Below are 13,180 nucleotides of genomic sequence, written 5' to 3'. Positions count from 1 at the left end.
CGTTCGAAAAAAGAGCTGGGGAAATCCCCCAACTCTGATCTTATGTGCTTATCCGTAGATTGTTTTAAACAAGAGGACTGCTGTGATACCTGCAAGAATCGGTGCCACAACTGGAACCCAAGAATACCACCATTTTGAATCACCCTTGTGTTTACCCAAAACAGCTTCTGGCAGGATGAAGTGGAGGATACGAGGTCCAAGGTCACGAGCTGGGTTCAGTCCTGGTCCAGTAGGGCCTCCCAGTGAGGTTACCAAAGCCATTACCAAGAAACCAAGTGCCAAGTGAGCGACTGAAAGACCAGCTGCAGTATGCGGAGCCACTTGTGCTTTCACTGCTGCATCTGTCAACTGCTGACCAGATTGCTCAATAAATGGTTTCAAATATTGTAACGCTTCTGCTCCAAAGAAGTTCTTAGTCAAGCCTAGAGCAGCAAAGAAAAGAACAAAAGAACCAACAAATTCATTGATAAAACCATTGAACAAGGCAGCTTTACGTGATTCAGGTGTGCCATGGTCTAGGCTAGAGATAGTAGAGAAAGTACCTAAGATATTGTTAGGATTTTCTGTTTTCAGATAGTAAGGACGGTGGGTCGCAACGACCAAGGCCTGTCCGAAGATAGCTCCCAAAATCTGTGCTGCAATGTATGGCGCAACCTGTGCCCAAGGGAAATACCCGCTGACAGCAAGTCCCAAAGTAAAGGCAGGGTTGATATGGTTACCGGACACATTACCAAACATCAAAGCTGGAATCATGACCCCCATACCGTAACCGACAGCGATGACCAACCAACCGCTCTGGTGTCCCTTAGTTCCTTTTAATTCAACGTTGGCAACAGCTCCGTTCCCCAAGACAATGAGGATAGCTGTTCCTAAAAATTCTGTGGCGTATTTAACGACCCATTCGAAATCCATTTAATGATACTCCTTAAATATTTTTTAGACAAAGTCTATTTTATCAAGTATAATGGATAATGTAAAGGTCATTTTTAATAAAAATAAGAAAATGAGGGAAGAATATGCGTTTTAATCAGTATAGTTATGCAAGAACGAAACGGGAAAATATGTTGATAGAATTAGCTGAATTAGGCTTTTTTTATGACAGCAATCGCTCTGATAAGGAAAATCTTGAAGATTTTCTCCGCACCAGCTTTTTCACTTATAAAAATACAGATTATCCCTTAAAATCCTGGGCTGCTGACAGCCAAACCGACCTGCTGAGCTTTTTCCAGTCTGACAGAGAACTGACGGCGTCTGTCTTTTACAATGTGGCTTTTCAGCTGCTTGAATTCTCCCCCTTTATTGATTTTACAGATGTTGAGGCCTTTCGCAAAGAGACAGACTTTCCCATTACATTTGGAGACTTGTTGGAAAATCTCTACCAGCTGCTCAACACTCGAACAAAAAATGGCAACCTCTTAGTTGATAAGCTAGTCAGCGAGGGTCTGATTCCTGAGGACAATACCCACCACTACTTCAACGGCAAGAGCCTGGCAACCTTTTCCAGCCATGATGCTATCCGTGAGGTAGTCTATGTGGAATCACGTGTGGATACTGATCGAGACGGCCGTCCAGACCTCATCAAGGTCAGCATTATCCGGCCCCGCTATCAAGGACAAATTCCTGCAGTTATGACCGCTTCTCCTTATCATCAAGGAACCAATGACCCCGCCAGCGACAAAGCTCTCCATGATATGAATGTGGACTTAGTAAAAAAAGAACCTCATCAAATCATAGTACAAGATCCTGAGCTCAAATTGTTCCAACTGGATTCGCCAGCTCCTGCCCAAGAAGTCTCTGAAGCCGAGGAAAAATTAGGCCATATCAATACCTACACACTCAATGATTACTTGCTGCCCCGCGGCTTTGCCAATCTCTATGTTTCTGGCGTAGGAACTAAAGACTCTGAAGGCCTGATGACCAGTGGTGACTATCAGCAGATCGAAGCCTATAAGAACGTTATTGATTGGCTCAACGGCCGCTGCCAAGCCTTCACCGACCACACTCGCCAGTGGGAAATCAAGGCCACTTGGTCCAACGGAAAAGTGGCTACGACCGGTCTCTCCTATCTGGGCACCATGTCCAACGGGCTGGCTACGACTGGCGTAGATGGGTTGGAAGTCATTATCGCTGAAGCTGGGATTTCTTCTTGGTACAACTACTACCGCGAAAACGGACTTGTCACAAGCCCTGGCGGCTATCCAGGAGAGGACTTTGAATCTCTGACCGAACTGACCTACTCCCGCAATCTGAGGGCTGGTGACTACCTGCGTCATAATGATACTTATCAGCGAAGCTTAGAGCAACAGCGCAAAGATCTAGACCGGCAAACCGGAGATTACAATCAATTTTGGCATGATCGCAACTACCTGCTCCACGTAGATAAGGTCAAGGCCGAAGTCGTCTTCACCCACGGCTCTCAAGACTGGAATGTCAAGCCTCTCCATGTCTATAATATGTTTCGGGCCTTACCGCCCTACATCAAAAAGCATCTTTTCTTCCATAACGGCGCCCATGTTTACATGAACAACTGGCAATCCATCGACTTCCGTGAGTCTATCAATGCTCTGCTGAGCAAAAAACTGCTGGGATGTGAATCAGACTTCGAACTGCCAGCAGTCATCTGGCAGGACAACAGCCAAGCTCAAAACTGGCTTACCTTGGAAAACTTCGGTGGACAAGAACAGAAACTTCATCTCCAACTAGGCCAAGACTACCAATCTATCAAAAATCAATACCCAGAAGAAGACTATAATCGTTTTGCCAAAAACTACCAAAGCTTTAAAACTGAGCTTTTTGAAGGTAAGGTCAACCAGATTACTCTGGACTGGACCTTGGAAAAGGACCTCTTTCTCAACGGAGCAAGCCAGCTCAATCTTCGACTCAAATCCAGCACCGATAAGGGATTGATTTCTGCCCAATTGCTGGACTTCGGACCAGCTAAGCGCCTCACACCAATTCCTACGCCTATTGAGCCTAGAGTCATGGACAACGGCCGCTACTATATGCTGGACAATCTGGTTGAACTGCCCTTTGCCGAAACGCCTCATCGCGTCATCACCAAAGGCTTCATCAACCTGCAAAACCGGACCAACCTACTGACTGTCGAAGAAGTCACTCCTGACCAATGGCTGGAATTTTCCTTTGAACTGCAACCAACCATCTATAAAATGAAAAAAGGCGACCAACTGCGCCTGGTCCTCTACACTACAGACTTTGAGCATACCGTTCGTGATAAGACTGACTATCAGCTGACGGTAGATTTGGAGCAATCTAGTCTGGATTTGCCGACCATGAACTTTAATATGAACGAAGATTTGGACGAGACAAGCGATTAAAAGAGCACGGCTCGCGTCAACTATGTTTCATCAAAAATTCTCAATACGATACACATTCCTCTTATAAGAGCATAGCCTGCTTTTCATTATGGAAAAACTCTGGCTCTGCTTCTTGCCACTTTTTCAAAAAATGATATAATTTGAAGAGTGAAGATTACCGAGGGCTTAGCCCTTGCGAGAGAAAGGAAAGAAAATCTTATGATGAACATGCAAAGCATGATGAAGCAAGCACAAAAGCTTCAAAAACAAATGGAAAAAGGCCAAGCAGAACTGGCTGCAACAGAATTCACCGGCAAATCAGCCCAAGATTTAGTCGTTGCTAAACTGACTGGTGATAAAAAAGTAGTCAGCATTGACTTCAATCCAGCCGTTGTGGATCCTGAAGATTTGGAAACTCTGTCAGAGATGACTGCACAAGCCCTGAATCACGCGCTGGCTCAGATTGATGAGGCCACTCAGAAGAAAATGGGCGCTTTCGCAGGCAAATTGCCATTTTAAGCAAGATAAATAACCTTATCTCTTGACTAAACATAAGTCAAGAGATACTCGAACCAGCAAAAAAAGACTGAAGAATCTCAGTCTTTTTGATTTATAGTCGTTTCCTCACTAGCCCACTAGACAAAATTAAGCAAATCCGCTGCCTTGCTCATCAAAAGCAGGGCATAGTCAGGATTATTCTGCAGTTCCTTGATAGAGCTCTGAACCAGCTCTAAATCGTCGGTAATCATGCCGTCAACACCTAAGCGGAAGGATTTGCCAATGCTGTCTGCATCATTGATGGTCCAGTCATAGAGCTGCTTATCTGTCGTCCATAGCTTATCGACAAAGTTTTCATCGAGGGTTGAGTACTCCATCGTATAGCCAGAAGCCTGTGTCCGTGGAAAAATAGTATTGTAGGGCAGGATAAAGAAGGTCGGTATGCTCTCATCATACTGGACTGTCTTGTCAATAACCTGGTAGTCCAAGGACTGAATCTGGTGGCCATAAACCTTGATGTTGGCTCCGTATTGGCTCAGGAAACGGTCCATCATATCAGCTGAGTCCAAGTTGCTGGTCTTGATTTCTATCAAGAGTCTCTGGCCCATCTGATTGGCTCGTTTGAGATAAGCATCAAAGCTGGAAATTTTGGCAGTGTGTCCATTTTCCGAAATATCTAAAGCCGTCAGCTCTTGCAGAGTCAACTCTTGCGGTTTAGCATCAAGGCCAGCCAAGGCTTTTAGATTGGCATCGTGCATCATGACAAACTGTCCGTCCTTGGTCTCCTGTACATCCATTTCGATATAATCTGGCTTGAGCAGGGCAGTTTTCTCTAGCGACTCAACCGTATTCTGGACCCCATTTCCCTGCGAAACTCCGCGGTGGGAGATGGTCAGAGGGACGTTTTCCAAGGGCAGATTGAGATAGACAAAGCCTTCAAGGGCAAAGACAGAGCTAGTGACCAAAAGGATAAACCAGCGCATGAGAGGCAGGCCTTTTCTGTAGCGGTATTCAGACAGCTTGCTATCTGTCAGAAAAGCCACAAACTTAATCAGAAAGTAGGCTACCATAAAGTAATAAGCCAGCTTGATGAGGCAGTAATTAACAACCGCTGCTATCAAGGCTATCTGATTGGACTGGCCATCCGCATACTGCTGCAACACTAAAATCGGAATGCTGCTTAAAAGAAAGAAGAGAAAGCTCTTAGCCAATATCCAAAAGAGCTGCCAAGTATAGCGAATCAAGTGCCCCTTGGTCTTCTCCAAACTATACCTAATCGCATCTCGTAGGCGGAAATGCTCAAAAAAGAGCTTGGGCAGGGCAAACATCAGGCGAACCGCTATCAAAAAAAGCAGAAAACCTAAAGCATAGATTGATAATTTCATCCATAAGGCCGTCTTGAGATAGGTCACGATAAATTCTGGAATCAGAATTTTATTCAAGTAGTAGATTTTAAGAATTTGCCGCAAAAAGGGAAAGATAAAGCCCATATACAGTGCAATGAAGAGGACCTTGCTGGGTCGGGCGTAGCGAATCAGCGAGCCGCTGTCTTTGAAACTTTTCTTGATAAACTGAAAAGCGCTTCGCTCTTCCTCATCTAAAAGATTGCGGAGCCCCATAAATATCAGTCCAATCTGAAAATAAGCGACAAAGAGATTGGCTGCAAAAAGCGCTAGAAAGGCCAAGCCAACCCAGACATTTGAAGTCAGAACCTTCAGGGCATTCGTATAAGATAAGAAGAGGTAGCCTGTCTGCTTGAGCAGAGTCTCTGCTGCAAAGGAGTTGAAAGGCACCCAAGCCAGCTCCATGAGCATAAAGACCGTGAAAAAGAGCAACAAAATTTTATCAAGATTACGATAGAGACGTAAAAGCCCTAGTCTTTGTGATTTCATTTTCTTCCTTTATGTTGTGAATAATACAAAACTTGCTAAAAAGCGATTCTTATTTAAAACAAGGTTGAGACAGATGTCCCAACCTTATTGTTATTTTCCAAATAAACGTGCCCAGAAGCCCTTGCTTTCCTGCTCCTGCACCTTTTCCTTGGCTTCATCCAACTCCAACAGCAAGGTTTCACGCTCATTCATAGCCTTAGCTGTTAGCTGCTGCTGCTGGTCCAACTGCTTGTCCTTTTCAGCAATCTGGACATCCTTAATGCGCAGCTGCTCATCTTTCTTAGCTAGCTGGCTGTCCTTGGCCTTAAGCTGCTCATAGAGACGCACAATCTCAGCATTTTTTTCGTCCACTAAGATTTCCATCAACTCGCGTTGCTTCACATCTTCGCTGACAGGTTCATCTTCAAAAATAGTTTTCTTATAAATCTCTTCCAGCTTAATCAAGCCGCTGCGGGTCACCACCGTGACTCCTTTTTCATTCTTTTCCGTATCTTCTGGCGGCAGTGCCTTGACACGATTGTTAATCGCCTGGCGGCTAACTCCAAGAATCTCGGCTAACTCGCTGACTGTCTTTTCAATTGCCATAATTTCCTCAAAAACTTTTTCTAGTTTGTAGATACCTAAATCTTATCATATCAAGCCTTAACTGTCAAATTTCACAATATTTTTTGAGCCTGACTCCTATCTTTTTAGCCCTTTTTTATGATACAATGAGACAGATTAGTCTAGTAAGAGAAATGAAAAAATCGAATGAATTTAGAAGCTAGAGATGTTGAGCTAAAGGCTTCCAAGAACGTCTACAAGACAGCAAAAGCCGGCTCACCAAGGAAGCACAAGATTTCTGACTAACTGATAGAAACCACTCCCTACGAAAGGAAAAGACCAATGAACCATTTCGACACAATCATCATCGGCGGAGGACCGGCTGGCATGATGGCTGCCATTTCCAGTTCTTTCTACGGACAGAAGACCCTGCTCCTCGAGAAAAATAAACGACTAGGCAAGAAACTAGCCGGAACGGGTGGTGGTCGCTGCAATGTGACCAACAACGGAAACCTGGATGACCTCATGGCTGGCATTCCTGGCAACGGGCGCTTTCTTTACAGCGTTTTTTCCCAATTTGACAACCATGATATCATCAACTTTTTTACAGAGAACGGCGTCAAACTCAAGGTCGAAGACCACGGCCGTGTTTTCCCAGCGACAGACAAGTCCCGCACCATTATCGAAGCTTTGGAAAAGAAAATTGCAGAGCTGGGCGGCACTGTCATCACCAATACTGAAATCGTCTCCGTCAAAAAAACTGATGATCTTTTTACTGTCAGATCCAGCGACCAGACTTGGACCTGCCAGAAATTAATTGTGACGACTGGTGGCAAGTCCTACCCTTCAACTGGCTCGACTGGCTTCGGTCATGATATTGCCCGACACTTCAAGCACACGGTGACTGACCTGGAAGCTGCTGAAAGTCCTCTTTTGACTGACTTTCCTCACAAAGCGCTTCAGGGGATTTCGCTGGATGATGTGACCCTAAGCTACGGCAAGCATATCATTACCCACGACCTGCTCTTTACCCACTTTGGTCTGTCAGGGCCAGCAGCCCTGCGCTTGTCTAGCTTTGTCAAGGGCGGCGAAATCATTTATCTGGATATCCTTCCTCAGATGAGTCAGCAGGATTTGACAGACTTTTTAGAAGAACATCGGGAAAAATCGCTGAAGAACTGCCTGAAAATCCTCCTACCCGAGCGAATGGCAGACTTTTTTGCCCAGCCCTTTCCCGAGAAAGGCAAACAACTTCATATCAGCGAAAAAGATGCGCTCATCAAGCAAATCAAAGAACTAGCAATCCCTGTCACTGGCAAAATGTCCCTGGCCAAGTCCTTTGTTACCAAGGGCGGCGTCAGCCTCAAAGAAATAAATCCTAAAACCTTAGAAAGCAAGCTCGTTCCCGGCCTCCACTTTGCTGGAGAGGTCCTAGACATCAATGCCCACACGGGTGGCTTCAACATCACATCTGCCCTCTGCACCGGCTGGGTAGCAGGAAGCTTGCAGTATGAGTGATTGTTTAGATTCCACCATTCATCTAAAACAAAAGGAAGAAACAAATGAATCGACTGGAAAATGTAGAATTCGTCAATATGTGCATGATTTATGACGGAGAAAAAGTTCTCGTCCAAGAACGAGTGAAGTCTGACTGGCCAGGCATCACTTTTCCTGGCGGGCATGTAGAGCGTGGAGAATCTTTTACCGATGCAGTTATCAGAGAAGTCAAAGAAGAAACTGGATTAACCATATCCAAGCCTCAACTTTGCGGCATAAAGGATTGGTATGATGATAAAGATTTTCGTTATGTCGTCCTGCTCTATAAGACAAGGCACTATTCTGGTGTACTGCAATCCTCAAATGAAGGAAAGGTCTGGTGGGAAGATTTTAAAAATCTGTCCCATTTAAAGCTGGCAACCAGTGACATGTCTGATATGCTGCGTGTTTTTTTAGAAGACGATTTAAGTGAATTCTTTTACTATAAAGACGATGACGACTGGCTTTATGACTTGAAGTAGAAATAAATAGGCTAGGAAATTCCTAGCCTATTTATTTCGCATTTGTCCGCACATAAGCCGCAATCACATCTGCTGTGTACTGGGCAGTCCCTGATCCGAACTTGTCAATATTCTTCTTAAACTCTGGATTGTGGACATAGCCCTGACCGATGTAAGCAAAGACTTGCAGTGAGCAGTCAAAGCCGTAAGTGCGAATGGCTTGTAAGAGACGCGCTGCCTGCTCTTGATTTTCTGCTGCTTCAACCGGCAAGCCTTGTCCCATATTCTCTGCCAGACTTTGAAAAACTTGATTGAAGGCTGCGGCAGCTTCTTCTTCCCGTCCATTTTGACGCGTCAATGCTTCCGCCATAACTTCTTGACCGTATTTTTCTACCGCTTCTTGATGGTATTTGTGATTATCTTCGTAGGTAAAGCCTGCGAATTTTTCTTTCATTGTCATCTTTCTTTCTCCTTTTTCTTCTTGGATGGTTTTTTGTAAGGTAGAAATCAAGGTATCCAAGCGATCTCTTTCTTGCTGCAAATACTCTAACTGCCTAACCAGATGCGGCAATAAGGCCTGATCGTCCTGACTCAGCAGCTCTGCTATTTTCTCTAAGGAAAAGCCCAGATACTTATAGTAAAGGATGACCTGTAGCCGCTCCAAATCATCTTGGCTGTATGTCCGATAGCCATTTTCTGATTTGGCGGGTACTAAAAGTCCGATTTTGTCGTAATGATGCAGGGTTTTGACAGAGACTCCCGAAAGCTGCGCAGCTTCTTTGATATGGTACATGATAGACCTCCTTACCACTATAGTATAAGCCCTGACCAAAGGTCAGGGTCAAGCTTTTTTAGAAATTTTTTTAACCGCCTTAGAGTTTCCAAAGCGGCTAGTATTTATTTGCGAGAAACCATGGCAATAAAGCCCAGTTTTTCCTGATTTTTTTGGAACATCTTAAACATCTTCATAAACTGGCCGTAGTTCTCTTTTTTAAGGGCATTGAAGCAGATTTTCAGAGTGCCACCCAGCCCTTCGTCATATATCATCCCTTGAAGGCTCATCAAGGTCATTTCACCGACAAAGGTGTCCACACGGTCAAAAGCATGAGAACGTGCCAGCTGAATCCAAGAGCCCTCGGTTAGAGGCCCCACATTGACATTAATCGCACGAGATAGCTCTTCTCGGACATTCTCATCTTTTTGCTTGAGCATGACGTCGTGGGTGAGGAGCACTCCATCTGGCTTCAGCACCCGGTAGTACTCATCCATACATTTGGCCTTCCCCTTATCCGTCTGCATGGTCAGCATGGCTTCATTGATAACAATATCAAAAGAATTGTCATCATAAGGCAGCTTCATAGCATTAGCCTGCTCAAATGTGACGAGTTCACTCACACCAGCCTTGTCTCCATTAAGCTTAGCCTGAGCCAGCGCAGCCTTATCCAAATCAACTGCAGTAATTTGGCAGCCATATTTTTTAGCTAGCTCGATTGTTGTGGTCCCCATATTGCAGGCAACCTCTAGAACTTTCTTATCGCTGGAAAAATGCCCCTGCTCAATCAGCCAGTCCGTTGCCAGCTTGCCACCGGGACGAAGGCGTTTCTTTCCTAATTTTGCTAAAAATTTATGACCTGCTTCTGCCATTTCCGAACCTCCATGATTTTTATTGCTTCCATTATAGCATAAAATATTATATTTTCAGATAATTCTTAGAATTTAACAAAAAAACAGACCGATTCAATCTGTCTTGTATCTCTTTACAGCCCAAGAAATCCAGCCAGATAGCGCAGCAAGGCCACCAAGACTACACCAAATACAACAGTTGCAATTAAGTTTTTATACTTAAAAGCTACATAGCTAGTCGGAAAAACGGCTATTAAATCCAGCCATTTAAAGCTCGGCAGCTGACCTGTTTTAGCATTGGTAACACTAGACAGGATAAGGGCAAAGATAATGGAAACTGGCAGATATTTGAGAAAACGCTCTACCATGGGCGGAAGCCCCTTGTATTTAACTAGGATAAAGGGCAAAATCCGCGGAATCCAAGTGACCAGGGCTGACAAAAGAATGGCCAGCAAAATATACTTACTTATCATCCAAGATCACCCCCACCATACAGCCTAGCAAGGTTGCAAAAAGCACCGCCAGCGAATTTTGAAGTAGCATAGTTAGGACTAAGTAGGCAAGGCCCACCACGCCCAAGACGAAAAAGAGCTTCTTTAGCTTAACACGTCGCAGCATGATTGTAAATTGAGAGGAGAAAATACCAATAAACATGGCGACTAGGGCAAAGTCTAGGCCAAAGCTCTCAGGATTGGGCAGAAGGGCGCCGAGTGCAGTTCCTAAAATAGTACCCAAAATCCAAGAAGTATAACTCATGAAATTGTTACCCATCATCCAGCTAGCCGCAATCTCTTCTGTATGCACCTGCTCTCCCATCAAGACCCCATAGGATTCGTCCGTCAAAAAAGAGCCAATAACAATATTCTGCATCAAGCTAGCCTTACGAAAAAGGGTCGATGCATGCAGACAGAGCAAGAGATGGCGGATATTGATGAGAAAAACGGTCAGTGCGATAGCCAAGACCGGCGCCTGCTGGGCAAATAAACCAATCATAGCAAACTGGGCACTGCCAGCATAAACCAGAATACTCATCAGCCCCATCTCCAAGGGATTCATATAAGGCGCCGCCATGATGCCACAGGCTAGGCCAATCCCAATATAACCAAGAGCCGTTGGCACTGCCGCTTGTGCTCCCTGTTTAAATGTCTGTCCGCGCATTCTTCTCCTTTACTCCATCGTTTCAAAAGCCAGACTTGGCTTAGCATTGAGGTCCAAACTGGCAAAATTCTCCTTATTCCACTCACTGACACTGGCATAGGCAATCATACCAGCATTGTCACCACAAAGGCGCAGAGGCGGAATGATCACCTTAACATCCTGAATCTCAGCTGCCAAGCGTTCTCTCAGGCCTTGATTGGCCGCCACACCACCTGCCACAACAAGGGTTTTAACAGGGTATTTATCTAGGGCTTTCTTGGTTTTAGCCATGAGAATATCCATAACAGCTGCTTGGAAGGAAGCACACAAATCCTCTGTAGACAAGCTTTCTCCCTTTTGCTCAGCATTGTGGTGAAGATTGATAAAGGCAGACTTCAAACCTGAGAATGAAAACTCCAGATTGTCTTCCTTGATCATGGCACGAGGGAAATCATAAATATCCTGTCCCTCATGAGCCAGCTGATCAATCTCTCGGCCTGCTGGATAGGTCAGGCCCATGACTCGACCAACCTTGTCATAGGCTTCACCGACTGCGTCATCGCGAGTTTCCCCCACAATCTTATAGTCACCAGCCTGACTAACATAGACCAGCTCAGTATGGCCGCCACTGACCAAAAGAGCTAGCAAGGGAAACTCCAAAGACTCCACGCTCTGGGCTGCCATCAGGTGCCCAGCCATATGATTGACCGGAATCAAGGGAATATCGTGAGCCCAAGCAAAGGACTTGGCCGCTGCCAAGCCGACCAAAAGCGCCCCAACCAGACCAGGACCATAGGTGACGGCCACCGCTGTGACCTGCTCCTCGCTAATGCCTGCTTCTGCCAAGGCCTCCTCAATGCAAACCGTAATGACCTCCACATGGTGACGGCTGGCCACTTCTGGTACCACTCCGCCAAAACGCTTGTGGCTCTCAATCTGGCTGGCAATGACATTGCTCAAAAGCTCGATTTCATTCTTTAGAACCGCCACACTGGTTTCGTCACAAGACGTCTCAAAAGCTAAAATATATCTATCTTTCATGGATCTCTCTTTTCATGACTATCGCGTCTTCCACCGGCGCATGGTAGTAGGCCTTCCGCCGCGCGATTTCTTCAAATTTTTCTTTTTTGTAAAATAGCAGAGCTGACCTGTTCGATTCCCTAACTTCGAGGAAAATCTCCTTGTCGGCAGGCAAAAAGTCGAACAAGGCTGTCGCGATTTTCTGTCCCTGATAACCAGGCAATACAGCAATCTGCAGGACTTCTGCTTCAAAGTCTGTCTCCTGCCAGACTAAAAAGCCGACAAGCTGACTCTCATCTGCTGCTAGTGCACAACTGTTCACATCCGAACGCAGGACCTCTTCCACCTGTATAGCTGTCCAAGGGCTGACCTCATAGACTGCAAGTAAGAGCTGTTCCAGCTCTTTGGCGAGAGCGGCCGCGTCCACATCCGAGCTGTCGCTCCATTTTCTCAACTTAATCATAGGCGCTGAATGTAAGAATCGCTGGATTCCTTGTGATTCTTGAGCCAATTTTCCTCGGCTTCTACCCGCTTGAGATAGTTAGGAACAAAGTCATGAATGGACTGGGCTGGCAGGTCTAAACCGAGACGACCAATAGCTGCCGCATCTGGCAAGCTTGGCTGAATGGCAGCCTGAGGAAGAGCAGCTCCAATCTGCTCCGCAAAAGCTGCTGTCTCTCCGACAAAAGTGACTGGCTGATTAGCAGCGCCAGCTATTTCTAAAACCTCTGCCAAAGGCAGATGAGCTTCCGGCTGCACAGTCTGACCAGACTGATAAAAACCAGCATAGACATTATTTCGGCGGGCATCCATGACAGGAATGACCAAACCTTCCACCTGCTCTGGGACTAAAGCCAGCAGACTAGACACACCGACCAGCTCAATCTTGAGGGTATGCGCCAGGGCCTTGGCTGTCGCCACCGCAATTCTCAGACCTGTGTAGCTGCCTGGCCCCTGCGCCACCGCGATACGATCCAAATCCGTCGGCTTCATATCCAGACTATTCATGAGAAAATCAATAGCCGGCATAAGGGTAATACTATGATTTTTCTTGATATTGAGCGTCACCTGCCCCAAGACCTCCTTATCCTGCAAAAGGGTCAAGGACAAGGCTTTGTTGGACGTATCCATCGCTAAAATGTTCATAAAAATCCTC

The 13,180-nt window shown here is 45.6% G+C and carries 14 protein-coding genes; 4 read left to right on the top strand and 10 right to left on the bottom strand.

The window, feature by feature from the left end; genetic code table 11:
- Nucleotides 1-48: 48 nt before the first annotated feature.
- A complete protein-coding gene (gene gla, locus HMPREF9389_RS06935; protein WP_002929119.1) occupies nt 49-912 on the bottom strand; it encodes an aquaglyceroporin Gla in 864 nt (287 codons plus the stop codon).
- Nucleotides 913-1,016: 104 nt separating this feature from the next.
- On the opposite strand from gla, the gene HMPREF9389_RS06940 reads away from it, so the two are divergent.
- Together HMPREF9389_RS06940 and HMPREF9389_RS06945 are read left to right on the top strand one after the other, a co-directional pair.
- Entirely contained in the window at nt 1,017-3,335 is a 2,319-nt protein-coding gene (locus HMPREF9389_RS06940) for a Xaa-Pro dipeptidyl-peptidase (protein ID WP_002929118.1), read from the top strand.
- A 198-nt stretch (nt 3,336-3,533) separates the two neighbouring features.
- Nucleotides 3,534-3,833 (top strand): YbaB/EbfC family nucleoid-associated protein, encoded by a 300-nt coding sequence (locus tag HMPREF9389_RS06945; protein WP_032906355.1) that lies wholly within the window; start codon nt 3,534-3,536, stop codon nt 3,831-3,833.
- A gap of 116 nt (nt 3,834-3,949) precedes the next feature.
- Here the strand turns inward: HMPREF9389_RS06945 and HMPREF9389_RS06950 are convergent, their stop codons facing one another.
- A complete protein-coding gene (locus HMPREF9389_RS06950) occupies nt 3,950-5,704 on the bottom strand; it encodes a glycerophosphoryl diester phosphodiesterase membrane domain-containing protein (protein ID WP_002929112.1) in 1,755 nt (584 codons plus the stop codon).
- Nucleotides 5,705-5,794: 90 nt separating this feature from the next.
- Nucleotides 5,795-6,289 carry a DUF536 domain-containing protein gene (locus tag HMPREF9389_RS06955; protein WP_002896624.1) on the bottom strand — a complete coding sequence of 165 codons (495 nt, stop codon included), beginning with the start codon at nt 6,287-6,289 and terminating at the stop codon, nt 5,795-5,797.
- 300 nt (nt 6,290-6,589) lie between these two features.
- Here HMPREF9389_RS06955 and HMPREF9389_RS06960 point away from each other — a divergent pair, with 300 nt between their 5' ends.
- Both HMPREF9389_RS06960 and HMPREF9389_RS06965 read left to right on the top strand, forming a co-directional pair.
- Complete coding sequence (locus HMPREF9389_RS06960) at nt 6,590-7,765, top strand: NAD(P)/FAD-dependent oxidoreductase (RefSeq protein WP_002929110.1); 1,176 nt, start codon at nt 6,590-6,592, stop codon at nt 7,763-7,765.
- Nucleotides 7,766-7,809: 44 nt separating this feature from the next.
- The gene (locus HMPREF9389_RS06965; RefSeq protein ID WP_002919740.1) at nt 7,810-8,265 is read left to right on the top strand and encodes an 8-oxo-dGTP diphosphatase; all 456 of its coding nucleotides are present in this window, start codon (nt 7,810-7,812) and stop codon (nt 8,263-8,265) included.
- Nucleotides 8,266-8,296: 31 nt separating this feature from the next.
- Here the strand turns inward: HMPREF9389_RS06965 and HMPREF9389_RS06970 are convergent, their stop codons facing one another.
- The 7 genes from HMPREF9389_RS06970 to tsaB form a co-directional block, all read right to left on the bottom strand.
- A complete protein-coding gene (locus tag HMPREF9389_RS06970) occupies nt 8,297-9,037 on the bottom strand; it encodes a MerR family transcriptional regulator (protein WP_002929108.1) in 741 nt (246 codons plus the stop codon).
- 104 nt (nt 9,038-9,141) lie between these two features.
- Entirely contained in the window at nt 9,142-9,888 is a 747-nt protein-coding gene (locus HMPREF9389_RS06975) for a class I SAM-dependent methyltransferase (protein ID WP_002929106.1), read from the bottom strand.
- A 113-nt stretch (nt 9,889-10,001) separates the two neighbouring features.
- Complete coding sequence (locus HMPREF9389_RS06980) at nt 10,002-10,340, bottom strand: AzlD domain-containing protein (protein WP_002914424.1); 339 nt, start codon at nt 10,338-10,340, stop codon at nt 10,002-10,004.
- On the bottom strand, nt 10,330-11,025 hold the full coding sequence (locus HMPREF9389_RS06985; RefSeq protein WP_002929104.1) for an AzlC family ABC transporter permease: 696 nt from the start codon (nt 11,023-11,025) through the stop codon (nt 10,330-10,332). Before HMPREF9389_RS06985 ends, HMPREF9389_RS06980 begins: the two co-directional genes overlap by 11 nt.
- A 9-nt stretch (nt 11,026-11,034) precedes the next feature.
- Nucleotides 11,035-12,045: a tRNA (adenosine(37)-N6)-threonylcarbamoyltransferase complex transferase subunit TsaD gene (gene tsaD / locus HMPREF9389_RS06990; RefSeq protein WP_002929101.1), complete on the bottom strand. Its 1,011-nt coding sequence runs from the start codon at nt 12,043-12,045 to the stop codon at nt 11,035-11,037.
- Nucleotides 12,035-12,487, bottom strand: a complete 453-nt coding sequence (gene rimI, locus HMPREF9389_RS06995; RefSeq protein WP_002929097.1) for a ribosomal protein S18-alanine N-acetyltransferase — start codon at nt 12,485-12,487, stop codon at nt 12,035-12,037. The genes tsaD and rimI overlap by 11 nt, the downstream gene beginning before the upstream one ends.
- Entirely contained in the window at nt 12,484-13,170 is a 687-nt protein-coding gene (gene tsaB / locus HMPREF9389_RS07000) for a tRNA (adenosine(37)-N6)-threonylcarbamoyltransferase complex dimerization subunit type 1 TsaB (RefSeq protein ID WP_032906351.1), read from the bottom strand. The genes rimI and tsaB overlap by 4 nt, the downstream gene beginning before the upstream one ends.
- Between the last annotated feature and the right edge of the window lie 10 nt (nt 13,171-13,180).

Source organism: Streptococcus sanguinis SK355 (genome assembly GCF_000212855.1).
GTDB classification, from domain to species: domain Bacteria; phylum Bacillota; class Bacilli; order Lactobacillales; family Streptococcaceae; genus Streptococcus; species Streptococcus sanguinis_A.
The sequence above is the reverse complement of the archived record's forward strand: the minus strand, read 5'-3'. Positions and strand labels throughout refer to the sequence as shown.

Excerpts from the sequence above, each read along its gene's own strand:
- gla (WP_002929119.1), bottom strand. The coding sequence starts at position 912 with ATGGATTTCGAATGGGTCGTTAAATACGCCACAGAATTTTTAGGAACA.
- HMPREF9389_RS06940 (WP_002929118.1), top strand. The coding sequence starts at position 1,017 with ATGCGTTTTAATCAGTATAGTTATGCAAGAACGAAACGGGAAAATATG.
- HMPREF9389_RS06945 (WP_032906355.1), top strand. The coding sequence starts at position 3,534 with ATGATGAACATGCAAAGCATGATGAAGCAAGCACAAAAGCTTCAAAAA.
- HMPREF9389_RS06950 (WP_002929112.1), bottom strand. The coding sequence starts at position 5,704 with ATGAAATCACAAAGACTAGGGCTTTTACGTCTCTATCGTAATCTTGAT.
- HMPREF9389_RS06955 (WP_002896624.1), bottom strand. The coding sequence starts at position 6,289 with ATGGCAATTGAAAAGACAGTCAGCGAGTTAGCCGAGATTCTTGGAGTT.
- HMPREF9389_RS06960 (WP_002929110.1), top strand. The coding sequence starts at position 6,590 with ATGAACCATTTCGACACAATCATCATCGGCGGAGGACCGGCTGGCATG.
- HMPREF9389_RS06965 (WP_002919740.1), top strand. The coding sequence starts at position 7,810 with ATGAATCGACTGGAAAATGTAGAATTCGTCAATATGTGCATGATTTAT.
- HMPREF9389_RS06970 (WP_002929108.1), bottom strand. The coding sequence starts at position 9,037 with ATGTACCATATCAAAGAAGCTGCGCAGCTTTCGGGAGTCTCTGTCAAA.
- HMPREF9389_RS06975 (WP_002929106.1), bottom strand. The coding sequence starts at position 9,888 with ATGGCAGAAGCAGGTCATAAATTTTTAGCAAAATTAGGAAAGAAACGC.
- HMPREF9389_RS06980 (WP_002914424.1), bottom strand. The coding sequence starts at position 10,340 with ATGATAAGTAAGTATATTTTGCTGGCCATTCTTTTGTCAGCCCTGGTC.
- HMPREF9389_RS06985 (WP_002929104.1), bottom strand. The coding sequence starts at position 11,025 with ATGCGCGGACAGACATTTAAACAGGGAGCACAAGCGGCAGTGCCAACG.
- tsaD (WP_002929101.1), bottom strand. The coding sequence starts at position 12,045 with ATGAAAGATAGATATATTTTAGCTTTTGAGACGTCTTGTGACGAAACC.
- rimI (WP_002929097.1), bottom strand. The coding sequence starts at position 12,487 with ATGATTAAGTTGAGAAAATGGAGCGACAGCTCGGATGTGGACGCGGCC.
- tsaB (WP_032906351.1), bottom strand. The coding sequence starts at position 13,170 with ATGAACATTTTAGCGATGGATACGTCCAACAAAGCCTTGTCCTTGACC.